This is a genomic window from Nitratireductor sp. ATLC21, assembly GCF_057196525.1.
The window spans coordinates 468424-491992 of the sequence record NZ_JBXUOU010000002.1; the positions used below are offsets into that span (position 1 = coordinate 468424).

Annotated in this window: 15 protein-coding genes; 11 read left to right on the top strand and 4 right to left on the bottom strand. The window is 59.7% G+C overall.

Annotation, left to right across the window (positions count from 1 at the left end; all coding sequences use genetic code 11):
• Position 1 precedes the first annotated feature (1 nt).
• Positions 2 to 1504, bottom strand: a complete 1503-nt coding sequence (locus AC2CHD_RS09905; protein WP_484553538.1) for a sugar ABC transporter ATP-binding protein — start codon at positions 1502 to 1504, stop codon at positions 2 to 4.
• A 61-nt stretch (positions 1505 to 1565) separates the two neighbouring features.
• Positions 1566 to 2588 (bottom strand): substrate-binding domain-containing protein, encoded by a 1023-nt coding sequence (locus AC2CHD_RS09910; protein ID WP_484553539.1) that lies wholly within the window; start codon positions 2586 to 2588, stop codon positions 1566 to 1568.
• 359 nt (positions 2589 to 2947) lie between these two features.
• On the opposite strand from AC2CHD_RS09910, the gene AC2CHD_RS09915 reads away from it, so the two are divergent.
• Entirely contained in the window at positions 2948 to 3271 is a 324-nt protein-coding gene (locus tag AC2CHD_RS09915) for a hypothetical protein (RefSeq protein WP_484553540.1), read from the top strand.
• Positions 3272 to 3300: 29 nt separating this feature from the next.
• Here AC2CHD_RS09915 and AC2CHD_RS09920 read toward each other — a convergent pair whose 3' ends face one another.
• Entirely contained in the window at positions 3301 to 3519 is a 219-nt protein-coding gene (locus tag AC2CHD_RS09920) for a hypothetical protein (protein WP_484553541.1), read from the bottom strand.
• A gap of 278 nt (positions 3520 to 3797) precedes the next feature.
• On the opposite strand from AC2CHD_RS09920, the gene AC2CHD_RS09925 reads away from it, so the two are divergent.
• The 7 genes from AC2CHD_RS09925 (at position 3798) to AC2CHD_RS09955 (ending at position 11829) form a co-directional block, all read left to right on the top strand.
• Complete coding sequence (locus tag AC2CHD_RS09925) at positions 3798 to 4589, top strand: GGDEF domain-containing protein (protein WP_484553542.1); 792 nt, start codon at positions 3798 to 3800, stop codon at positions 4587 to 4589.
• 197 nt (positions 4590 to 4786) lie between these two features.
• On the top strand, positions 4787 to 5302 hold the full coding sequence (locus AC2CHD_RS09930) for a hypothetical protein (RefSeq protein ID WP_484553543.1): 516 nt from the start codon (positions 4787 to 4789) through the stop codon (positions 5300 to 5302).
• 88 nt (positions 5303 to 5390) lie between these two features.
• On the top strand, positions 5391 to 5969 hold the full coding sequence (locus tag AC2CHD_RS09935; protein ID WP_484553544.1) for a L,D-transpeptidase: 579 nt from the start codon (positions 5391 to 5393) through the stop codon (positions 5967 to 5969).
• A gap of 295 nt (positions 5970 to 6264) precedes the next feature.
• Positions 6265 to 7665, top strand: coding sequence for a TolC family outer membrane protein (locus tag AC2CHD_RS09940; protein WP_484554224.1), 1401 nt, complete (start codon positions 6265 to 6267; stop codon positions 7663 to 7665).
• Positions 7666 to 7699: 34 nt separating this feature from the next.
• Positions 7700 to 9877 (top strand): type I secretion system permease/ATPase, encoded by a 2178-nt coding sequence (locus tag AC2CHD_RS09945; RefSeq protein ID WP_484553545.1) that lies wholly within the window; start codon positions 7700 to 7702, stop codon positions 9875 to 9877.
• A 53-nt stretch (positions 9878 to 9930) separates the two neighbouring features.
• Positions 9931 to 11208, top strand: a complete 1278-nt coding sequence (locus AC2CHD_RS09950) for an HlyD family type I secretion periplasmic adaptor subunit (protein WP_484553546.1) — start codon at positions 9931 to 9933, stop codon at positions 11206 to 11208.
• A gap of 6 nt (positions 11209 to 11214) precedes the next feature.
• Positions 11215 to 11829, top strand: coding sequence for a ribbon-helix-helix domain-containing protein (locus AC2CHD_RS09955; protein ID WP_484553547.1), 615 nt, complete (start codon positions 11215 to 11217; stop codon positions 11827 to 11829).
• 16 nt (positions 11830 to 11845) lie between these two features.
• Here AC2CHD_RS09955 and AC2CHD_RS09960 read toward each other — a convergent pair whose 3' ends face one another.
• Positions 11846 to 12556, bottom strand: a complete 711-nt coding sequence (locus AC2CHD_RS09960; RefSeq protein WP_229450613.1) for a transglutaminase-like cysteine peptidase — start codon at positions 12554 to 12556, stop codon at positions 11846 to 11848.
• Positions 12557 to 13170: 614 nt separating this feature from the next.
• Between AC2CHD_RS09960 and AC2CHD_RS09965 the strand changes: the two genes are divergently transcribed.
• The 3 genes from AC2CHD_RS09965 (at position 13171) to AC2CHD_RS09975 (ending at position 23409) form a co-directional block, all read left to right on the top strand.
• The gene (locus AC2CHD_RS09965) at positions 13171 to 21741 is read left to right on the top strand and encodes a DUF5801 repeats-in-toxin domain-containing protein (RefSeq protein WP_484553548.1); all 8571 of its coding nucleotides are present in this window, start codon (positions 13171 to 13173) and stop codon (positions 21739 to 21741) included.
• A 117-nt stretch (positions 21742 to 21858) separates the two neighbouring features.
• A complete protein-coding gene (locus tag AC2CHD_RS09970) occupies positions 21859 to 22215 on the top strand; it encodes a hypothetical protein (RefSeq protein ID WP_229448018.1) in 357 nt (118 codons plus the stop codon).
• Between the two features lie 21 nt (positions 22216 to 22236).
• On the top strand, positions 22237 to 23409 hold the full coding sequence (locus AC2CHD_RS09975; RefSeq protein ID WP_484553549.1) for an ABC transporter substrate-binding protein: 1173 nt from the start codon (positions 22237 to 22239) through the stop codon (positions 23407 to 23409).
• Positions 23410 to 23569: the final 160 nt, after the last annotated feature.

Here is a 23569-nt window from a genome sequence, read left to right on the forward strand (position 1 = left end):
GTCATGCCGCCTCGTAGGCTGCCTGGTAGAGATTGTAGCGGGTGCGGTCCGCGCCACTCAGTTCGCGGCTCACCGCCCCGCCATTGAAGACCACAATCCGGTCGGCATTGTTCAGAAGCTCCGCGTCTTCGGAGGAATAGAGAAGGATGGCGAGCCCTTCTTCGGCGAGCCTGCGGATCAGGGCGAAAAGGTCCGCCTTGGCCGAAAGGTCGATGCCCTTGGTCGGGTCGTCGAGAAGGAGGATATCCGGCTTGTCGATGAGCCAGCGGGCGATCACGATCTTCTGCTGGTTTCCGCCCGACAGCGAACCGATGGAATGGGAGAGCCCGGCGAATTTGGTGTTCAGCGCCTTCAGCGCCGGCAGCGCCTTTTCAGAGAGCGGCCCGGGTCTCGCCAGCACAAGCCTGTTCCGCAGCGCGTGAATGGGCGTGACATTCTCGAGAATCGGTCGCCCGCTGATCACACCGTCGCGCCCGCGGTCTCCTGAAACATAGGCGATGCCCTGCGCAATGGCCGCGCGCGGGCTTTCCGTGCGAAGTGGCTGCCCGTTGAGCACTACCTGCCCCGCGCGCGCCGACGGTGCGCCGAACAGCGCCTTGAGCAGCGCCGATTGCCCCTGTCCATGCAGGCCGCCAAGCCCGAGGATTTCACCGCGCCGCACCGCAAAACTCACATCGCGGAAGCCCAAGCCTGTGAGCTTCTCCACTGTCAGTGCGATTTCGTGGGAGGCCTCATGCGACGGTGGGGCCGCCTGTGGCGTGGCCAGCGTTTCCTGTTCGCCCACCATCATGCGGATAACCGCTTCGGGGCTTGTGTCTGCAATGGCTTCGGTGCCCACCGTTTCGCCATCGCGGATTACGGTCACACGGTCGCCGATGGCAAAGATCTCATCCATGCGATGGGAAATGAACACAATGCTGCGCCCCTCACTTTTGAGGTCGCGAAGAATTTCGAAAAAGCGATCCACCTGCGCGCGGTCGAGGGCGGAAGTGGGTTCGTCGAAAATCAGGATCGGCGCTTCAGTCGCCAGCGCCTTCATGATCTCGACCAGTTGCCGCTGATCCGCCCGCAGATCGCTGACGGCGGCTTCAGCATTGAGGTCAGCCCCTGCAACCGTCTCGAACAGCGCAATGTAGCGGCCAGCCTTCTCAAGCAGCCCCTCACGATCAACGAAAAACCCATTCTTTTTCGGCAGGTCCGGTAGGCAGATGTTTTCGGCCACACTGCGATGATCGGCCATACTCAGTTCCTGGTAGAAAATGCCGATGCCCAGCGCCTGCGCCGCGCGCGGCCCACTGACGGTCACAGCTTGCCCGTCGAGCAACACCTCGCCCGCATCGGGCCGCACGCTGCCCGCCACGATCTTGCAAAGCGTGCTCTTGCCGGAGCCATTGGCGCCGATCAGCACGTGCACTTCGCCCGTGTCGAGTGCGAGGTCGCCGCGGCGTAGCGCCAGGGTGGCGCCGTAAGCCTTGCTTACACCGCTGAGCTTGAGCTTGGTCATGACATTTTCCCGAAGAGAGCGCCGCGCCAGTCATTGCCGGCGCGGCATTCATGGAGCGGGCTTACTTGAACAGCGCTTCCGCATCTTCGATGGAAAGCGAGCTCGTATAGGAATAGTAGCCCGGCTTGCCTTCAACCGAAGCGGCCACTTCGTCCAGGTTTTCCGAGCTGATGAAGGGGATCGGCAGATACATGGCGTTGTTGTACTGCCCGGCCGTGGCCGCTTCCTTCAACTCGCGTCCCTGCAGCATGAGAACAGCCACATTGAGCGCGCTTGCCATCACGCCGGGCGGGTTCACCGAAGCGCCGGAGTTGAGATTGTTCTCTGTCCAGATATCGATGAAATCCTTGCGGATCTCGCCGGTGGCGGCAATGTCGTCCGCCTTGTCCGCATCCATGATGGAGCGCCACGCGCCGGCGGCCATGCCGTCCTGCACCCAAACGCCATCAATGTCGGGATAGGTGGCGAGCAGGTTCTGCATCGCCTGCTGGCCCTGCGCCTGGTCCCAGTTGGCGTTCACTTCGTTGACGATCTCGATGCCCTCATGCTCGCCGAACACTTCGCGATAGCCGGCAACACGCATTTCATTTGCCGGGTGACCCGCGACACCGTTGATGGCGACCACCTTGCCTTTTCCTTCCAGCGTCTCGGCCAGCCATTTGGCGCTTTCCATCGCCCAGCCCTTCTGGTCGATGCCCACATAGATCGCGTCCGGCGAAGAAACTTCGGCATCGGTGGCGATCACCAGAATGCCGGCTTCCTTGGCCTGCGCGAACACGGGGTCGAAGGCCGTCGGGCTGTTGGGGTTGATGATGATCGCGTCAACGCCCTGGCTGATGAAGTTGCGAACATGGGCGATCTGGCCGGGCACGTCGACATTGGCGCTCTGCGCAACCACTTCGACATTCACGCCTTTGTCCTTCCAGGCGGCTGCGGCCTGTTCGGCTTCCTCGATCATCTGGGTGCGCCACTCGCTGCCCACCCAGCCGTTCGAAAGCCCGATCTTGAAATCTTCAGCCATGGCCGAGAGTGCGGTACCCGCAAGGGCAGCAGCGGCCAGGGCGACAGTTACCAGTCGTTTCATGAGTTCCTCCCTGATGACAGACACCAGCGGCGCAGGCAGCCGAGGCTCCGTTGCCGATCGTGCGTTTCCTTCCCGTTGACGTGTCCTCCGCAGGTGCCCTGCCACGCCAATGAAATCGATTGTATGGCAAATGTAATCGATTTCAAGACATAATTTTCCGCTGCTTATGCGTATCCGAATTGCAGGATAGTTCTCTCAGAAGAGGGTGGAAATCTGTATGAGCCCGGAAGCGAGGGCGCGAAAAGAACGCAATGGAGTCATGTTTCATTATGACACAAACTGTTCCCGTGGCTTGGTTGCCCGGCTTCTGATACCCCGGCTAACTTCTCAGCGTGTGTAGTGATTCGAGTAGCGTAGAAGTGTCGAAAGAAGTGTCGCTGGAGGTGGTCCAGCTGGAATTGTTGCTGAACCTTGCAGACTTGATTGCGCAGGGTTTCGAGACCGCTCTTCTAGCCGCCCTGAATGATGTGGGTGGAAGTGTTCTCTTCAATCGTAGACTTGATGGTGATCCGCAATTTCAACGGATCGCGGCGGTGATGGTGGGCCCGGAAGCCGATGTAGCTCTGGTCTTTTTGGACCACGCCGGCACGACCATTCATGTGGAAAGCGCCAGCGAAAGTGCGAGAATGATTGCGCGTGAGGCGGAGAAGGCCCGCGACCGGATCTGCAGCGAAGCGGAATGAGATTTCCTCTAGGATGCGCTGCTCGTGTCCTACCCGTGGTTTGAGGTGCGCTTGGGTCCAGGCGCGCCTGACTGTGGGAAGGGGATAACTTCGCACGACTTGGGCTTTGCAGAATACTCAGCTTTGAGAGCAGCATCCATCAGCAGCCCGACCGCTTCTCGCAACTGCTGGGTTGTCGAGTCAGCGCCGGTAAGTTCCGCCTGCGCCTTTTCCAGATAAGCGTGTACGGATGCAAAATTCGTCGGCATGGTGGTCCTTTTTCGATGCCCCCGCATCTGAATGATGATGCGCAGAAAATCGTAACCGGCAAACAAACTATATAGAATGCATTTTAACGATCACCGTTCGATGGCCATTGCTCGACTCACCACTCCGCTGAAAGTCAAACGATAGAGTGTACCGGAGGCCTGACCTCGTAGGGGCACAGCTTGCCCCCTGATTGTTAAAACGCGATCTTTCAATGAAGCTTTTGTTAGAAGTTTGCCGGTTATCAACGACTCAGTCACACTGGGAGCGTTGAAAGCATATGGACAAGTCGCTCTTGCAACGCAAACCGCGATGGACATGGCTCATTGCCTTCACGCTGCTTGGCACCGTCGCTGCAGTGGGGCTTTCCTTTTGTATCCACTATCTCCTGTTCTTCGGGGACGAGATCAATCCCTACCAGCGCAGTCTGGTTGCGGCGTTGGTGCTGCCTCTGTTCATTGCCGCACCTCTGTTTGCTTATATCGGTCTGGTGAGTGAACAGCTGCGGCGTGTAAAGCGAGAAAGGAACTTCGCTGCCGCTCATGACCCTTCGACTGAGGTTTTCAACGGCGACATGTTCACCACCTTGGTGGAGCGGCGTCGCGCTGCAACGGTGTCCGAAGCGGGCCGAACCTTCGGTGCGTTGTTGATTGTCGAAGCGGAGAATACGCGCGACATCAGCATAGAATACGGCTTCAGTTGCGGCGAGGAGTCGATGCGCCAGATCGCATCGGTGATCCGGGCCAATGTGCGGCGCAGCGATGTCGTCGGTCGCCTGAGTGGAAACGAATTCGGGGTGTTTTTGCCGGGCGCGACAGTGGAACAGGCGCGTGATGTCGGTGAGCGCATACGCAATGCCGTTGCAAAGGCCCCCTTTGTTGCGCAGGGGGAAACGGTCGAACTCGCACTTGATATTGGCGGGGTGATCTTCGAAGACCAGATAGAGTTTCGTGGCCTGATGAGGATTGCTTCGGAGCAGCTCGAGAAAGCGCGCCAGGGCGAAGCCGGCGGCTTCCGGTTGAGCGCGCTCAATGCATTGGAAACGGAAGAGAACGGTCACAGTCACGAATAGTCCTGACTGAAGTGATCGTCTTCGCTTCCACCAGCCCAGCCGGTTGTTTCCGATGCACTGGACAGGCCGGTTATTTAGCCGCACAATGATCAAAGCAAGCAGCCCATATTGCCTGGGCTGGCCCCGGGCCGCCCAGTCCGAAATCCGGTCTGCTTTTGCAGCAGAGGCGGTGCGTTCGTGCGAAGGCCGCCCAAGGGGTGGCGATGAAACTCAAATCGCTTATGGCGTGCGGATGCTTGTTTCTGCTTGCTACCGATTTCTTGCTGGCCAATGAGCGTGGCGCGAGGTTGTTCCAGGCGCCAATGCCGTTCGCGGCCGAAATGCACAAAGACATCGCAGCGCTTTATGGTTCGCGCGTCGGCGTTCTGAGACGTTATGCATGGGCGATGTCGGCCAAACGGCATGGTCTTGCAAAGGAGCGCATTGGCGAAGCCGACCGATCTGGTTTCATTGGGACTTTTGGGGCGGCCGGGGTCTCGGCCTTCATAGGGCGCAATGAAGGGCATGTCCTGAGATTGGGGAACGATGCTCTGATCATCGCACGAGGCAAGCCGTTGGAGAATCTTTATACGGAGATCAATTGTGAGATCGCGGAACGGCCTGTCCTCGTTTGTGAGGATGGGCGTAGCAGATCTCTCTCGGCACCTGACGCAACCTCAATACGGATCGAGGGAGAGACGTTTGAAATGGCAAAAAACGATAACCTGGATTAATTCACCTTCGCCAATCAGGGTGAAACGTGCGCCTCTCAGGACCCTGCGCAGGGCCGTACTGCAACTTGTCGCAAGTGCGTTGATTTTGGTGATTTCTTCGCTTCCGATGATCACGGCGGATGCGCAAACCACCACCGTGCGCCAGTTCGATCCGGCAACCGGGACGTGGGTCAGGCGCGAGCGATCTCTGTCTTTCAAGGCGCCCTGGGCTGATGCCACGCTAAAGCCTTCGGTCGTGCCTTTCTCGGAAGATCTTCCCCCAGGCTCCATTGTAATAGAAACGGCCGAGCGGCGGTTGTATCACTTGCGCGGCGATGGAACGGCGGTGCGCTACGGGATCGGTGTGGGGCGCGAAGGATTTGCCTGGCGCGGCAGGGAGCGCATTACAAGAAAGGCGGAATGGCCGGAATGGCGTCCGCCAATCGAGATGATCAGGCGTGAGGCGGCTAAGGGCCGCATTCTCCCCTCTGTGATGAAGGGAGGGCCTGAAAACCCGCTTGGCGCGCGCGCCCTTTATCTCGGTTCTACACTGTTTCGCATTCACGGCACCGACGAGCCCTGGACAATTGGTCGGGCAGTTTCCTCAGGATGCATACGAATGACGAACGAGGATGTTATAACACTTTATAGCAATGTCAAAATAGGAACGCTGGTTATAGTGAGATAGGACAGCAAAACTGACAATATTTTATACATTTTATGGTTGAAATGCTTAATAGAATTCAATTTTTGTTGCTTAATGGCAACATTTTCTCAAAATGAGTCGACTAAACTAATCCTAAAGAGGTATTGGTGTGGCGTATATAATAGCCAGCCAAGGGGAGTTAGCTTAGCATAAAATAATATTGAAGGTCTGGATTTTAATCTGGACAGGTCCGTTGGTTGTGCCTGTGGAGGCGCAAGCAAAGGGGGGGGTGATGACACACAAATCACGTGTACTGAGTATTCTCGCGGCTGCATTGATGGGCGGTGCGGTTCTGTTCCCCACCAGCGCGAACGCGCTTTCGGTGAAGGAAGCGATGGCGGTGGCACTCGAATCCAATCCTGAGATCGGTCAGGCGATCGAAAACCGCGAAGCAATCGAGTTTGAATTGCGCCAGGCCCGAGGGCTTTTCCTGCCAAGCGTCGATCTTGAAGCGTCCGTCGGTGCGCGCCGGCTCGACAACCCCTCAAGACGCGGCGTGGGTATTGAGGATGACCCGCTTTATCCGGCCGAAATTGGATTGTCGATAACGCAGAAGCTGTTTGATGGTGGCGGGCGACGGGCCGAACTCGAGCGTCAGGCAGCGCGTGTGGACTCCGCTTCGTTCCGTGTTCTGGAGCGGTCCGAGACCATCGCCCTGCAGGTGGTGCGTGAGTATCTGGAATATCTGCTGCAGGTCGAAATCGTAAACGAAGCGCGGAAGAATGTGGGCTTTCATCAGTCGATGCTGGGGGATATCGGGTCTCTGATTTCCGGCGGCGCTCTTACGGAAGCCGACAGGCAGCAGGCGCAGGAGCGTATGCTCTCCGCAAAAGCGCGGCAGAAGGAAGCCGAAGAAGAACTGGAGGCGGCGAAGATCCGCTTCTACAAGCTTGTGGGCAAACCGCTTACCAATCCATCCATGCCGGGCTCGGTGGCCTCCGCCCTGCCATCCTCCCTCGACAAGGCGATCGGCATCGCACGCGCCAACAATCCGCGCATCAAGGTTGCCAACGCCGATATCGACGCGGCCGACGCTCTGGTCGATGCCGCCCGCTCCAACATGCTGCCCGAGATCAGCGCGGAAGGTCGCGCTCGTGCCGGTTACGATATAGACGGTGCCGATGGGCGCACCAATGATCTTCAGGCGCGCATCGTCGCCAAGTGGAACCTCTACCGCGGCGGCATCGACGTAGCCAACGAGCAGGAGCAGATCCGCCGTGCCAGCGAACAGCGTCTTGTGCTCCACCAGGCTTATCGCGAGGTGGAGGAAGCGGTTCGTATTTCGTGGGATCGGCGCCAGCGCCAGATAGATCTGGCAGGCACACTACGTGCTCAGGCCCAGACCAACGCGCAGCTTGTCAACTCTTATAGAGAGCAGTTGGTCGTCGGCCAGCGGTCTTTGCTTGATGTGCTTGGCGCGCAGAACACGCGGTTCAGCGTCAACGTTCTGTCCAAGACAGCCCAGTACGCCGCGCGTTTTGCCGAGTATCGCATACTCGCCGCAACAGGGACGCTGCTCTCGACGATGAACCTGACGAGTGCCAAGCAGTCCGAGGCCTATGCGCGCGCGGAATTCAACATGCCGGAGACGGCACCGACCGAAACCTACAAGAGGCTGCCTTCGCGACAGACGAACGATTTGCCGCTCGATCTTCTCGCTCCGATCCGGTCGCAATAGCTGCCGGACAGGCAAGGTGGCATAGAGGAGGAAGGTGGAACAGCTCCGCAATAATCCCGTGGCCGGCACGCCGCTTCAGGCAGGCAGTTTCAGGTTTGCCTTTCGGGAGATTGCGCAGTTTTTGGCCCGTCCGAGCTCGGAGACGGTGCTGTTTTCGGACACACCTTTCGATGAAGACAACCCGTCCCTTGAGGACATAGAGCGCCTTTCCGCGCGCATCGGGCTCGAGGTGGAGCAGCACAGCCGGCGTGAACTCGCCGGTGGCGCGCTCGATCTGCCCGTGCTCGTCGTTTTCGGAGACGGCACGGCACAGGCGCTCCTCGAGCCGTTGCCCAACGATCATCTGCGCACCACGCTTCTCCCCGATCCGATTGCGGAAGAAGGCATTGCGCTGAAGGATGTGCTTTCCAGGAACATCCGGCTGATCCTTTCTTTCAGTGTCATCTATCTGAACCAGTCGGAAAGCACGGACGCGACCCAGGCAAAGCAGATCGAAAAGCGCCACTGGCTCACGACCACGCTTGCGCCGTTCTGGAAATCCTATGCCCAGGTCGCCATAGCGGCTCTCTTCGTCAATCTGCTTGCGCTGGCCTCGCCCCTGTTCGTCATGAATGTCTATGACCGGGTGCTGCCCAATCAGGCGACGGCCACGCTCTGGGTTCTGGCGCTGGGTGTTGCCGGCGCGATCCTTTTCGACCTGCTTCTGAAAAGCATGCGCGCGGCGCTGATCGACTATGCCGGCCGCAAGGCCGACCTGAAACTCTCCTATCTTTTGTTCGAGAAGGTATTGCACGCCACTATGGCCTCCCGCCCGATGTCGACGGGCGAATATGCCAATCGGGTCACGCAGTATGAGTTCGTGCGCGAATTCTTTACCTCGAACACGATCAGCACGCTGATCGACAGCGTCTTCATCTTCGTGTTCATTGCCGTCATCTACAGTGTTGCCGGCTGGCTCGCGGTCATTCCCGCGACAGCATTCGCGCTTGCCCTGATCATCGGTCTGATTGCCCAGTCCCGGATCGGCCGGCGTGTGGCCGCCGCCAACAATGAAGCCGCGCAACGCCAGTCACTGCTGGTGGAAACGATCTCCACCATCGAGACCGTGAAATCCCTCCGTGCTGAACGCACTCTGCTGCGCCGCTGGAGCGAACTGGCCAAGAACGCGTCGCGTACCGCGGAGGGCATCAAGCAGTTGTCCGCATGGGCAGCGAACATGACGCAGTTCGTTCAGCAGCTTGTGACGGTCGCGCTGGTGGTTGCCGGCGCCTATGAATTCTCTGAAGGCAATATTTCCACCGGTGCAATCATCGCCACGGTCATGCTGTCGGGCCGAGCTGTGGCTCCGCTTGGTCAGATCGCCATGACGCTTTCGCGCCTGCGTCAGGCGCTTCTGTCCCTGCGCATTCTCAACGCGATCATGGAACAGCCGGAGGATCGGCCGGAGAGTGCGGGGTTCGTCAATCGCGAGATCCGCTCCGGTGACGTTGACTTTCGCAATGTGGGGTTCACCTATCCCGAGGCAGCAAGCCCGGCGCTGGTGGATTTCAATCTCTCGGTCAAGGGCGGTGGACGCGTCGGCATAATCGGCCGCATCGGGTCGGGCAAGACCACCGTTGGCCGGCTTCTGGCCGGCCTCTATCCACCCTCCAGCGGTAACCTGCTCCTGGATGGCGTGGACATCCGTCAATATCATCCTTCCGTCGTGCGTTCCGCCGTCGTTTTCACCTCGCAGAGCGCAGACCTCTTCTCGGGCTCGGTGAAGGAAAATCTGCTCATGGCAAAGCCGGGGGCGAGCGATGATGAACTGGTTGCCGCAGCGGAAGCGGCTGGCGTCGATGCTTTCGTTGCCCGCCATCCGAGAGGATACGACATGCCGGTGGGCGAGCGTGGCAGCCAGCTCTCAGGCGGACAGAGACAGGCAGTCGCCATCGCTCGTGTTCTGCTCAGCGATCCACGGGTCGTGTTTATGGATGAGCCGTCGGGAGCCATGGATCTGGCAAGCGAGCGCGAGCTTATTGCCCGAATGAAAACGGCGTTCCGCGAAGATGTGACACTGGTCATCTCCACCCATCGGCACAGCATGTTGCAATTGGTGGACCGGTTGGTGGTGATCGATCAGGGGCGCGTCATCGCCGACGGGCCCAAGGAGAGGGTGATCGAGGAATTGCAGAAGAACGCCGGGAGCGGGCGTTCGGGAAGGAAACAATAGGCCTCTTGCTGCTCTTCCATCGGGCGCTCAGGCAAGAAGAAAGGCGGATTGCAATGGACCGTCCTCCACTGGCTGCACGATTGGGGCTGGTCGTGATCGCAGCCCTGATGATGACCTTCATAGGCTGGGCATCGATTGCCGAGGTGCAGGAGATCGCCCGTGGCGAAGGCAAGATCATACCGGTCTCGAAAACCCAGATCGTTCAATCGAGCGAGGCTGGTATCGTTCAGGAAATCGCTGTGACGATTGGGCAGGCCGTAAGCAAAGGCGATCTGATCCTGCAACTCGATGACACGGCGACGGCGTCATCGCTTGGGGAAGCGGCTGCACGTGCACGCGCCTTGCGCGCGCAGGTCACACGGCTTGAACTGGAGGAAAAAGGCGAGCTCGAAGGGGAATATGTCTGTCCCGCAGAGCTGCAGGAGGTTGCGCCAGACATCTGCCAGAATGAGGCGAGGCTTCTGAAGGCCCGTGCGGACACTATCGGGAACAAACGCTCTGTTCTGATCGAGCGACGCCTTCAGCGGTTGAATGAGCTCGACGAAGCGCGCGCCAACATCACGCGGCTGGAAGAGAACCTGGAGCTGTCGCAGCGCGAAGCCGATCTTTTGGCGCCCATGGTCAAACGCAAGCTGGTCGCGCAGACGGAATTGTTGCGCGTCCAGAAGGAACTCGCCGAAACCCGTGGCCAGCTCGAATCCACCCGCGAGGCCGTCGAGCGCATCGAGGCCTCCATCAACGAGGCAACGCTGCAGATTGATGAGCTTGGCCTGCAGATGCAGCAGGAGGCGCTGGCCGAGAAAACGCAGGCGCTGGCGGAGCTCTCCGTCATCGAAGAGACCATTCGCGGTGCGAGTGACCGGGTGGCACGCACGGATATCCGTTCTCCCGTGGACGGCATTATCAACACCCTGGAGGTGAACACGATTGGCGCCTATGTGGAGCCAGGTACTGTCGTGGCCGGCGTGGTACCGACGTCCGACACATTGCTGGTGGAAGCACGAATTTCACCCCGCGATGTCGCCTTTGTCAGGCCCGGGCAGCCCGCGCTCATCAAGGTAACCGCGTATGATTTCTCGATCTATGGCGGGCTCGAAGGTGAGGTATCGAATGTGTCCGCCGACAGTCTTGTGGATCAAAACACCGGCGAAACCTACTATCAGGTGCGGGTCAGAACCGATCAGGCCGAACTGATCCGGGACGGCAAAAGCCATGCGATCTTTCCCGGCATGGTGGCCACCGCCGACATTATGACCGGCAAGAAGACCATACTCGCCTACCTCATGAAGCCGATCAACAAGGCGCGCAATGAAGCGCTTCGCGAGCGGTGAGCAACCATGACGAAACCTGCTGAAATCCCGAGAGATGAGGATTGGGCCTTCCAGCCCAGGTTCCGTGTGCTCCGCGTCGGTAGCGTTCGACGGGGCATTCGCCTCGAAGAGATTTTCTGGACGGTGCTGCAAAAGATCGCCGATGCACGCAATTGTTCTGTGGGCGACGTTATCCTGGCTTGCGAAAGCCGGTTGGAAAAGGGCGCGAACCTGTCCTCGGCTTTGCGGGTCGAGGCGGTAACCTACCTGCAGCAGGAGCTGGAAGCCGCCCTTAGCAAGACCGGTCGACAGGCGGTGCGCAATCAGGTCATGGCGAGCCCCTCACCATGTTTTGCACTGACCGGTGACAAACAATTGATGGCCTACAATCCGGCATTCATCGGTTTCGTCCAGTCCCGCCTGTCAAGTTTCGCTTCCGACGCCACGGGACAGGGCGTTCGACTGTCGCTGGATATCCAGTTTTCAGACTTGATCGAAAAACTCAGGATCGAGGGCAGCGGGCCGGCGACGGTCGGCTTCGTGATCGGCGTCGAGCGTCAGTTGATCCGCGGTCGCCTCAATGCAATTCTCGCCCCGCTGATTGATCGGGAGGCGATCATCGGATTCATTTTGCCCAATTGAGAAACATGGACATCCGTCAGTTCGCGGTGGTGCGTTGATTGGCTATTCCGTGTCCGGAAGCGGCTTTGAAGCCTTCTCCAGGTGCCACATCGCGCGGCAAAGGGGCAAGCGCTGCCACCATGGAATCATCGCGCTCCTTGCCGTGGATCCAGGAGCGTTGGCCGCTGAGCGAATAGAGAGGCAGATAGTTCGGGAGTGCGGTGTCTTTCATCACCCGATCATGCAGATTGTCGAGAATATAGTGTCCCTTGGTCGTGGAAACGGCCAATACCGCATGAAACAGGGAACGGCTCTGGTCCTGAAGCACAACCACCGACATGCTTGTCAGGGGAACCCCGGCCGCATTGAGGGCAGCCATCTTGAGTATTGCATAATCCTCGCAATCTCCCCGGCCGCGGTTGATGATCTGCATCGGCGTTGCCCATACATCCAACCGGCGATAATTGGCGCGGTCCGACATATAGGTGACAGAACGATTGACCGCTCGATTGATCGCGTCCAGCTTCTGTAGAAACGGCTTGGCTTTGATCTCCTGAACCAGGTGCGAAAGTGCGATCCCGCGTGGTGCGCAATCGCGGTCATCTGTGCATTTGGCGAATTCCGCCCGTTCGATTGACGGGTAAACGCGCTGCCAGCTTGCGGCTGACGGGAGAGCCTTGAAAGGGATGGCCACTGACCCGAACACGCCTGTTGCAGAAGCAGGGTTCTTGAGCTTTTTGCGTCGCATCTCCATTGTGGAGGAGGCTGTAGCATCAATTTTTCCCGCCGGAAGCTCGCCGACAGCCGCATTCCACCGAAGTTTTAACCGGGCAAGGCTATCGCCGGCCGCCGCAATGGCGGTTGAAGCCGTAGGAAAGTTCACGCTGGATGTGGTAAAATAGGAGGTGAGCGTTGTTGCAATATGTCCTGCAACAGTCGGCTGGGGCGTTGCTGTCAGTAGCAGTGCGGACAATAGAAATGACGCACCCCACCGAGTATGTATATTTTTTATTAAATGCATCTTTCCGCCCCCGGATCTTGTGGAAAAGATAGGGGATGCAGATGAAATGCCGATTAAGCGGCAAGGATTATTATGGGTTTGCGGATTTAAGCGTATTTATATAAAAGTTTTATTTGATGTGTAATTTTCCGCTAACCATTTCTGAGCCGCCGACACGTCGCCCTGAGGATGTGAAAGAAGCGGTTTATATTGAAATATATATCATGATATACTTTTAGATTAACCAGAAATAAATATCTCACATAAGCGAATAAAATAATATATCGATCCGCTTTACATTGCATTGTGCCAATTAGACCGGTGTGGCCCGCTTCCTGGAAATCTGTTCCCCGGGGGTTATCATGGCCAACCAAGATCGCACCGATACGTCCGACGCACACACGAATGCTGTCGGAGAAGCGACAGACCACCTATCCGGTCAGGTCGATCGGCCCGCACTTCTGGTCGCACAGGATGATAGCGCCGGAGAGCCGGTCCCGGTCGACCCCGCCGCTGGTCAACCCGGGGCCACATCGGTTGTTCTCGAGGTTCCCGAAACGATAACACCGGGCGCGGACAACATCGTTCGGCTCCCCGAAGGTGTCTCCATAGACGAGATCAAACTCGATGGCGACAATCTGGTTCTGGTTCAACCCGATGGTTCGGGCATCACAATCCTCAATGCCGCTCTGAAGGTACCCACCTTCCTGATAGGGGAGGTGGAAATACCCGAGCTGGCGCTCACCGCTGCGCTGCAGGCCAATGGTATCGACGTTGCCGCGGGTCCTGATGGCGCGTTGACCGTCGTTTCCTCTGCCACGCAGAGTGGCGGCGGGAATTTCACCACGCCCAATGGCGGTATTGGTGATGCCGGCCCGGTAATCGATCTCCTTCCCCCCACGGCATTGCAATTCGGCGCACCGGAGCGGCGTGAGCTGTTTCCGTCACTTCGCGAAGAACAGGAAAATGATGTTCCCGAGCTCAGCATTGTAGGGATCGGAGCGCGGCCCGGCGAGGTGAACGAGAGTGCACTTGCTTCCGGATCCGGTGGCGGCACGACCACGGCTTTGGGCAATATTCTCGTCGATCCCGGCAATGATGGCCTCGCTTCGCTCGTGGTTACGAACGCGCGTGGCGTGAGCGTGGATGTAACGAATGGCGGTCGGGTTGAGGGCGCATACGGAACGTTGCTCGTTACGCGGAACGGCGATGGCACGTACAAGTTCGAATATCTCCTGTCAGAGAACACCACAGATCACGCCAATCCGGGTGAGATTGGCGCGAACGATATCGTTAGAGACGTTTTCAAATTCGTCGTGACCGACGGCAATGGTGATACGGCAACGGCCAATCTCACGATCACCATCACCGATGATGGCCCGGTTGCCGTGGACGACACAGACACGATCGAACCCGGCGTGTTCGGCCCGGTGGCGGGCAATCTGATCACGGATACTGAAGCCAATGGCGACAATGGCGCTGATACACCCGGTGCGGATGGCGCAGTGGTGTCCTCTGTCATCGCGACCTCTGCCGAAGGGCCAGCCACCGCTGTCGCAACCGGTACGGTGGTTGAGGGTCTCTACGGCGTTCTGACGATCTCCTCGGATGGCTCATACAGCTATGCGCGCAATCCAGGCACGGCGGGTGGCGTCCAGGATGTGTTCACCTACACGCTGAAGGACGGCGACGGGGACACCGACACGGCGACGCTGACGATCGATATCGGCGATGCGTCGGTCGAAATCCGCACGCCGGGTGTCGAGGAAGATGGTACCATCGTTTTCGAGCGGGGCCTCGCCGAGCGTGGTGCCGAGCCTGCGGGTTCGGGCGAGAGCGCGGATGGTGACGGCACGAACAATGACGACCCGTCGGAGGCGACGTCGGGCACGGTGACGTTCACGGCGCCGGATGGCGTCCAGTCGGTCAGCGTTGCCGGCACGGCGCTCGCCCTTGGCGATCCGTTCCCGCAGACGGTGGCGAGCGATGCGACGGGCACGCTGGTGGTGACGGGCTACAGCTACAATGCGGTGACGGGTCAGGGCTCGATCAGCTACAGCTACACGCTGACGGACAACACGCTTGCCGATCCGGACGGTGTGTCGTTCGGCGTGACGGTGACGGATGCGGATGGCGACAGCCAGTCTGGCACGATCGCCATCGCCATCATCGACGATGCACCGGTTGCGGTTGCCGATACGGACAGCATCGGTGCGGGCCAGTTCGGCCCGGCGACGGGCAATGTGATCTCGGATGCGGAAGGCGATGGCGGGGCCGACACGGTCGGTGCGGACGATGCCTCTGTCGTCGGCGTTGCCGCCGGCAACACGGGTGCTGATCTGGATGATGCGACATCGGGGAATCCTGCCACGGTCGGCACGGTGATCCAGGGCGCCTATGGCAAGCTGACGCTGAACGCGGACGGTTCCTACAGCTACATCCGCGATGCCGGCACGGCCGGCGGCGTGTCGGATGTGTTCACCTACACGCTGAAGGACGGCGACGGCGACCTGACGCACACGACGCTGACGATCGACATCGGCGACAGCGGTGTGACGGTGACGACGCCGCAGCCGGGCGATGACGGCACGACCGTCTATGAGAAGGGCCTTGCCGAGCGTGGTGCCGAGCCTGCGGGTTCGGGCGAGAGCGCGGATGGCGACGGCACGGACAATGACGATCCGTCGGAGGCGACGTCGGGCACGGTGACGTTCACGGCGCCGGATGGCGTCCAGTCGGTCAGCGTTGCCGGCACGGCGCTCGCCCTTGGCGATCCGTTCCCGCAGACGGTGGCGAGCGATGCGACGGGCACGCTGGTGGTGACGGGCTACAGCTACAATGCGGTGACGGGTCAGGGCTCGATCAGCTACAGCTACACGCTGACGGACAACACGTTTGCCGATCCGGACGGTGTGTCGTTCGGCGTGACGGTGACGGATGCGGATGGCGACAGCCAGTCTGGCACGATCGCCATCGCCATCATCGACGATGCGCCGGTTGCGGTTGCCGATACGGACAGCATCGGTGCCGGCCAGTTCGGCCCGGCGACGGGCAATGTGATCACGGATGCTGAGGGCGATGGCGGTGCCGACACGGTCGGTGCGGACGATGCCTCTGTCGTCGGCGTTGCCGTCGGCAACACGGGTGCGGATCTGGATGATGCGACATCGGGGAATCCTGCCACGGTCGGCACGGTGATCCAGGGCGCCTATGGCAAGCTGACGCTGAACGCGGACGGCTCCTACAGCTACACCCGCGATGCCGGCACGGCCGGTGGCGTCCAGGATGTGTTCACCTACACGCTGAAGGACGGCGACGGCGACCTGACGCACACGACGCTGACGATCGACATCGGCAATGCACCGCCCGAGATCGGCAACCTGACGCCGAAGGCGGATGGTGGCGATGTGGTGGTTGACGAGGATGACCTTGCGGCGGGTCGCGGCGGCGGCAAGCCGGCCGGTTCGGACGGCAGCGATAGCACGACACAGTCGGGCACGTTCACGATCAGCTCGCCCGATGGCATTGCGTCGCTGACGATCGGCGGTCAGAGCTTCATCACCAATGGCGTGTTCACGGCGGGTTCGGTGACAACCGGCCTCGGCAACACGCTCCATGTGACGGGCTATGACGCCGGCACGGGCGTTGTGAGCTACAGCTACACGCTTGTCGACAACGAGGCGCATGGCACGGGCGCGGGCGAGAACGACCTGTTCGAGGACTTTGCGGTTGTGCTGACCGATCAGGATGGCCAGAGCGCCAATGATGTCCTGTCGGTGAAGATCGTCGACGACGTCCCAGAGGCCATGGCCGATACGGACAGTGCCATCGAAGGTGGCATTGCGGACGGCAATGTCCTGACAGGCTCCGGCGGCTCGGACGCGAACGCGACGGATGGTGTCGCTGACGTTCAGGGCGCGGATGGCGCGACGGTGACGTCCATCGTGGCCACCACGGCGGGTGGCAGCGCAACGAATGTGGGCACCAACACCGTGGTCAACGGCCAGTATGGCACGCTTACCATTTCCGCCGACGGCTCCTACAGCTACCAGTCCACACCGGGCGCTGTTGCGAGCGGTACCGTTCAGGACGTCTTCTCATACACGATCACCGATGCCGACGGCGATCCGTCCACCACCACGCTGACGATCAATGTCAACGACAGTGGTCTGGCGACGCCCGACTACACGGTCACGGTAAATGAAGCGGCGCTGGACCTCAACAAGGACGGTGACGATCTTGTCCCGGGAACGGTGACGGGTTCGCTGCCGGGCTCCACGGACGAGACCTCCGGCGGTACGGCCTCGGCGACCGGTGGCACCGGGCCTTACACCTACGCCCTGCAGACCGGCGGCAATGCGGTGACGGCAGGCACCTATGGTTCGATCCAGGTCAACAGCGACGGCACCTATACCTACACGCTGAGTTCCAACTATCTGAACGCGACGGCGGATGACGGGGTTCAGACCATCAGCGGAGCCGAAAGCTTCACCTATGTTGCCACCGATGCATTCGGCAACACCACGACCGGGACGATCTCCATCGACATCATCGACGATGTGCCGAAGGCCGAGGCTGCAGCCGGCGAGACAGCATCGGTTGTGCTCGATGAATCCGATGGCAGCGGCTCTGGCACGGACGGGATCAACCCCGGTCAGATTCAGGCCGGCGACATCCAGGGCCTGTTCGCCACCCCGGATTTCGGGGCAGATGGCGCCGGCTCAGTGGCCTATTCGTTCTCCGCGACCGACGGTGCGGCGACCGGCCTTTGGCTGACAGGCCAGTCGGGTGCGGCGAACGAGATCATTCTCGTGAAGGTTTCCGACACCGTCTATGAAGGTCGCGCCGGGGGGGGCGTCGGGACGCCCGCCTTCACGGTTTCCATCAATGGCGCGACGGGCGCGGTCACGGTCACGCAGCACGAGACGCTGGAACACACTGTCGATGGCGGCCCGGGTGCGGCACATGACGATGCGCTCTTCCTTGGTGGTGCAGCAGCCATTTCCGTTGTCCAGACGGTGACGGATGCCGATGGCGACACGGCCACGGCGACAAGCGCCAGTGCGCTTTCGATCCGGTTCGATGACGACGGACCGACGGTCATCGTCCCCGAAGATGCGGTTCTGAGCAACTCGGCCGGGACACCACAGGTCTTCAACCTGGATTTGGACGGGTCGGTCATCGACAATTACGGGGCTGATGGTGCCGGCACGGTGCGGTTCACGGTCACCGAGGGGCAGGACAGTGGCTTGACCTCAGGGGGACAGCCCATCACCTACCATCTCTCGGGAGACGGGACGGTTCTGACCGGCAAGATCGGCGGCGCCGGCGGAACCACCGTTTTCACGGTGACGCTTGACCCGGCAAACGGCACCTACTCGGTCGATATGGATGGATCGGTCGACAGTCAGTCCTTCGTCGATTTCAATGACGGGGGTTATGACTTCAAAGGCGGCAACGAACCATGGGCTGGCTTCTTCACGCCTGCCGACGATGGAAGCTCCGACCTGCTCCTGACGCCAATTCCCGCAGCTTCGTTCAACCCGGGCAACAATGGCGGCACGATGAACACCAACGCCAACAATGGTGGTGTTGGAACAGGAGGCAGCGTCGGCAACGGGGAGGGGGTCCGTCTGGACTTTGTGACGGACCTTGGTGGCAACAATGCGGGTACGGGGGATTATTCGGTTCCCGGAAACCAAGACCATACCTTCGATGGGCATTACACGACCAACGGCGCATCCATTGACTTTACGGGGATAAGCGGTCTTTCCGGCCAGTCCACCGTCCTTTTCCGTGCGTTTGACGACGACGGCACCGGGCCGGTCGCTACTAAGGTTGGCGACGGCAGCCAGGAGGACATTACCGGGGTTGCAATATCGTACGGTGGTCAAACCGTGTTTGTCACGCCCGGCACTGCCCAACCGGTCACGGTGGGCGGGCACAACTTCACGGTCAACTTCATCGACAATGGCGGGATCCAGGAGGTGACGGTTGCTGGTGTCGTCAACAACACCTCGATCGCGACCTACACGGCAGATGGCTACAACAGTCTTGAAGCGCACTGGAGTGGTGGGCAACCGTTCAAGGTGGGCAATTTCGGCACCTCTGTTGTCAGCACCGACCCGGTCGACTTCGGCCTTCCCATCGAAATCGTCGATGGTGACGGCGATACGGCGGCAGCCCAGATCGACATTCACCTGGAGCCGGACGCGCCCCCGACGATGAGCGTGACGGATGGTGAAGTCGATGAAGCGGGGCTTCCCACCGGCTCTGAGGCCGGGATCGCGAGCATTGCGGATACAGGCACTTTTTCGATAACACTCGGCAGCGGCGACATGCTTTCCGTTCTGGAAGTGCAGAACGCAAACGGCGACTGGATCGACGTTACAGCCGCAACGGCCGGCAGCCCGGTGGATGTGGTCGGGGCGAATGGGACGTTGAGGGTAACGTCTGATGGAGCGGGAAACTATTCCTGGGCCTATGAACTCGACCAGAACTCGCCCGACCATCCGCAGAACCCGGACACCGGTACATCTGAAGGTGTCTCCGATGACTTTCACATTCGGGCGACGGACGACGATGGCGATGTTTCCGCCGTTGACACCCTGAACGTATCGATCCTTGACGACGGACCGACAGCGAAGCCGGACACGGCCAGCCTGACCCTCGGAACCGAGAGCTTCAACATTGCTTTCGTGCTCGATTTCAGCGGCAGCGTGAGCAATAGTGAACTCGATCAGATGCTCGATGCCGTGAAGGCCGCCGGGCAGGCGTTCTTCGCCGGCACAACGGGTGACGTGCAGATCGAACTGGTCGCCTTTTCATCGAGCGCTTTGTCTGCCCCGGGACCCTTCACGGATTACGCGTCTTTTGCTGCGCAGATTAACGCCTGGAATCCTGCTGAAGGCGGGTCGCGGCCCTACAATGGAGGCACCGACTTCACCGCGGCCATTGAGGAAACGATGGCGACCTTTACACCACTGGACGGTTACAACAATCAGGTCTTCTTCCTCAGCGATGGCAATCCGAATGAGCAGATCGGCGCCGGCGGCCATTCTCTCTACGGCAGCACACAGATCGCCTGGAACAACTTTGTTCAGGACAATGATGTGACGGTTCAGACGGTCGGTATCGGCAACAACATCGATGTCGAGCAGTTGGAGGATGTCGACGAGGCCGATGGCGACAACACGGTCGTTTCGGTCTCCGGTTTCGAAAACCTTGTCGACGCGCTTCTCGACCTCGCCAATCAGGTGAGCGTTTCCGGCAATCTCCTTTTGGGGGATGACAATGCTGCCGGCGGCGGCGACGATGACGGTTTCGGCGCAGATGGCGGTCGCCTTCATGCAGTTACGGTCGATGGAGTAACCTACACCTATGACCCGGACACCGATCAGATCGCGAATGATGGCGGTGAGCCGGTTCAGACAGGCAGCGATCTCGAGGTCGACACGCCGCTGGGTGGGGTGTTTGAACTCGATTTCCTGACTGGAAACTGGAATTTCCAGGCGAATGCGGGAACAGTGGCGGGGACCGAGACGTTCGATTACGCGATCATTGACAATGATGGCGACACCTCGACCACCCAGCTGACGGTGAATGTCTTGCCGCCACCTGAAATTGCTGATGATCTCGTCTTGACGAACATCACCGACTATTCCGCGATCAGCATTCCGATTAAGGCCTTGCTCTACAACGACGATGGGAAGGGCTCTCCGCTCACCGTCGCCGCGGTCCAGAATGCGCAGGATGGTCATGTGAACCTGCTCGATGGCGTGGTCTTCACGCCGTCCAATGCTCCGGCATCTTTTGTCGACGAAGATTTCAGCGGCGGGCTGGGCGGCTTTTCATATGAGGACAATCGCTACGCGGACCAATACTATCAGGCGACGGGAAGTGACGCGTCTGGCCAGAGGGAGACGGGCGGTATAGCCAACAACGGTGCCTTGGCCTTGTCCCTCGGAGGCAGCGGAAACGACAATCACGAGAATATGAACGGCGCATTCACGCGCTCATTCAACCTCGCCAGCACGACCACCGTGACCATCACATTCGATTACTACGCCTTCCTATCGGGACAGTCTGACAATACGGACGATGTCTGGGTGCTCGCCGACGTCGATGGGAACGCGTTTGGAACCGGCGGGGTGATTGATGAACTCATTGGGTCGAGTTCCAGCAACTCCGATGCTCAGTCAACGGGCTGGCAAACCTTCTCAACGACAATAACACTGTCGCCTGGCCAACACACGCTGTCTCTCGGTGGGCTGATGACATCGAAAGAAAACGACAACGAATATGCCGAAGTCTACTTCGACAATGTTCGTGTCGAGTATGACCCGACTCCGGCATTCTCCAGCGGCGGGTTTGATTACACAGCTTCCACAGGAAGCGCCTCGGTTGATGGTCATGTAACGATCACCGGAGTTTCGGGCAGCTTCATCACCGGAACCGGCGCCGATGAGGTGCTCATCGGCAATGACGGCGGCTCGACACTGCTCGGTATGGGCGGGAACGATGTCCTTGTTGGCGGTGTCGGAGACGACGAACTCATCGGCGGCGAAGGTGCGGACCTGCTGATCGGAGGGGAGGGACGGGATACCTATGTCCTTACCGACATCGACAATGCCGAGGACACGGTGGTGATCGATCAGTCGGCGCTGGCCGCGCTCGATCCGGATGCGATCATCGGTTTCGGATCGGAAGATGTGGTGGATCTCACGGAGCTCGTCGCTGTTGGCCCCGGGGAAAATGTCGCCGACTATGTCAGGCTCAATCCCGGTAATTCCGCGCAATTGCAGGTGGATGCCGATGGAACGGCCGGATCCGAGGACTGGGTGACGGTCGCCACGTTCGACGTGCCGCAGACACCCTCCACCATCAAGATCCTCTATGAGGATGACGGCAGTGACAATTCAGGCACGGTCTGAACGGAATGGGCCGGAGCGGCCGCCTGTTGGCGGCCGCAGGTTTGATAAGCCGGCTGGAAAGGTGTAATTTTCCGGTCAGGGAACACACCACGGGCGAGCAACGCCGAGGGGGGACCTATGAAAAAGCTCACTTTGGGATTTGCCATGATTGCAGCAACTGTTCTGGCCGGGCCAGCGCAGACTGCTGATCTTTCAGTCGGAGGGTATTGCCCGGTGGCGCAAAATGCTCGGCTCCTCTCCATTTCCAGCAATGCGTCACTCACGGATGAGGTCATCCGTCTGATGGATGAGGCCGTGGCCGTTGCAGATAGCCCGCAATGGATCAATTCGGCACGCCCCGCCTTCGTCTGGGCATCCGAAGCCAAGGTCGCCTGTGGCAAGGCTTATGGCTATCTGCAATCCGAATATCGGGACGAGGATTATCTGAACAAATGCGAGTGTTTCCACGCCCGCATGGTTCGCTACATGTACTGATCCTGTTGATCCGGCTCCTAGATGAATTTGACACGAGACCTGCGCTCTGAGCACCGTGTAAACGCGCGTTTTTCCATGAGACTGGCGCGGTCAGTGGCGCTAAGTGCCGCGCTTGCCCTTGCAGCCTGCCAGTCTTCGGGAGTTGATGACGCGCTGAAGGTCGAAGACGCCAGCATCTCTCCTTCCGCAGCGGGCGTCGAAACGGTCGGCTCCGGACCAGTGACAATCGGCATGGTGACAAACCTTGCCGGCGCGGCCCGCGCCTCGGAGCGTGACTACCGAGACGGTGCCAAGCTTGCCGCCGAGCAGCTTGGCGGTGATCAGGTTACACTTGCTGTTTACACGGCCCGGCCCAATGCTGCCGATACGAAGAAGGCCGTGGAGACCCTCATTGAACGCGGCGCCAGGATCATTATCGGCCCCTCTCAGGCGAACCTCCTGAGTGCTGTCCCGGCGGGCGGCACCACTCCACCGGTTATTGCGCTGGTGTCAAACGGGATGGCGCGCAAGGCGGGTTTTTTTGCGTTCATGTCGGATGAAGTGGATAGCAGTGTCGAAGCCGCCGCTTACGCAATCGGGGCCGGCCGGAGAAACATCGCTGTCGTGCACCCAGCCAACGCGGACCGTGCAACGCTGGAAAGGCTGCAGGCAGGCATCAAGGCGGAAGGCGGCAACATCGTCGCAAATGTGCCTGTCGCAACCAACTCCACCAGTGAAATGGCAGGCAAAGCTGCACGGCTTCAGGCAGCAGATGCTCTCGTCCTTGCACCTGGTTTGAAGGCACCGGCAGCCACTTTGGCCGCGCTGCGAGCAACTGGCGCGCTGCGAGAGAACGCGCTTGTCCTTTCAACGCCGCAACTGTCGCCTGGCCCTGCGGTCGCGGGTGTACTCATGTGCCGCGTCGACCAGCTCTCGGTTGGGAACATCACCGAGCATTTCCGAAGCAGATATGGCAGGGCAATGAGCAAGGACGCCGCCTATGGGTTTGATGCTGCAGCGCTCGCCATCGGCATTGCCAGAGCCAGAGGCGCTGCCGGTTTGACGGTTTCCACCCTGACCGCAAAATCCGGTTTTCGTGGCCTGCTCGGTTCATTCCGCTTCACCGCCTCCGGAGCGGTGGAGCGCAATTGCTCCATTTATCGTGTCGAGGGCAGTGCTTTCAAATTGCAGGATCCTGCTCCCGAAGGCTTCTGATCTTGCATTCTTCTTGGTCTATACCTGAATGGGCCTTGGCTTTCGCCGAAAACCCCGCTTAAATGACCCTAGGGAGTGAACTGGTTGAAGCTTTCGGCTGGCTGGCGCGGTCGCAGGCTAACGCGGGAGGCGTGGCTTGGCGGTTTTTGTTCTCGTTGTC

Excerpts from the sequence above, each read along its gene's own strand:
- AC2CHD_RS09975 (WP_484553549.1), top strand. The coding sequence starts at position 22,237 with ATGAATTTGACACGAGACCTGCGCTCTGAGCACCGTGTAAACGCGCGT.
- AC2CHD_RS09905 (WP_484553538.1), bottom strand. The coding sequence starts at position 1,504 with ATGACCAAGCTCAAGCTCAGCGGTGTAAGCAAGGCTTACGGCGCCACC.
- AC2CHD_RS09940 (WP_484554224.1), top strand. The coding sequence starts at position 6,265 with ATGGGCGGTGCGGTTCTGTTCCCCACCAGCGCGAACGCGCTTTCGGTG.
- AC2CHD_RS09970 (WP_229448018.1), top strand. The coding sequence starts at position 21,859 with ATGAAAAAGCTCACTTTGGGATTTGCCATGATTGCAGCAACTGTTCTG.
- AC2CHD_RS09960 (WP_229450613.1), bottom strand. The coding sequence starts at position 12,556 with ATGCGACGCAAAAAGCTCAAGAACCCTGCTTCTGCAACAGGCGTGTTC.
- AC2CHD_RS09925 (WP_484553542.1), top strand. The coding sequence starts at position 3,798 with ATGGACAAGTCGCTCTTGCAACGCAAACCGCGATGGACATGGCTCATT.
- AC2CHD_RS09920 (WP_484553541.1), bottom strand. The coding sequence starts at position 3,519 with ATGCCGACGAATTTTGCATCCGTACACGCTTATCTGGAAAAGGCGCAG.
- AC2CHD_RS09955 (WP_484553547.1), top strand. The coding sequence starts at position 11,215 with ATGACGAAACCTGCTGAAATCCCGAGAGATGAGGATTGGGCCTTCCAG.
- AC2CHD_RS09950 (WP_484553546.1), top strand. The coding sequence starts at position 9,931 with ATGGACCGTCCTCCACTGGCTGCACGATTGGGGCTGGTCGTGATCGCA.
- AC2CHD_RS09910 (WP_484553539.1), bottom strand. The coding sequence starts at position 2,588 with ATGAAACGACTGGTAACTGTCGCCCTGGCCGCTGCTGCCCTTGCGGGT.
- AC2CHD_RS09965 (WP_484553548.1), top strand. The coding sequence starts at position 13,171 with ATGGCCAACCAAGATCGCACCGATACGTCCGACGCACACACGAATGCT.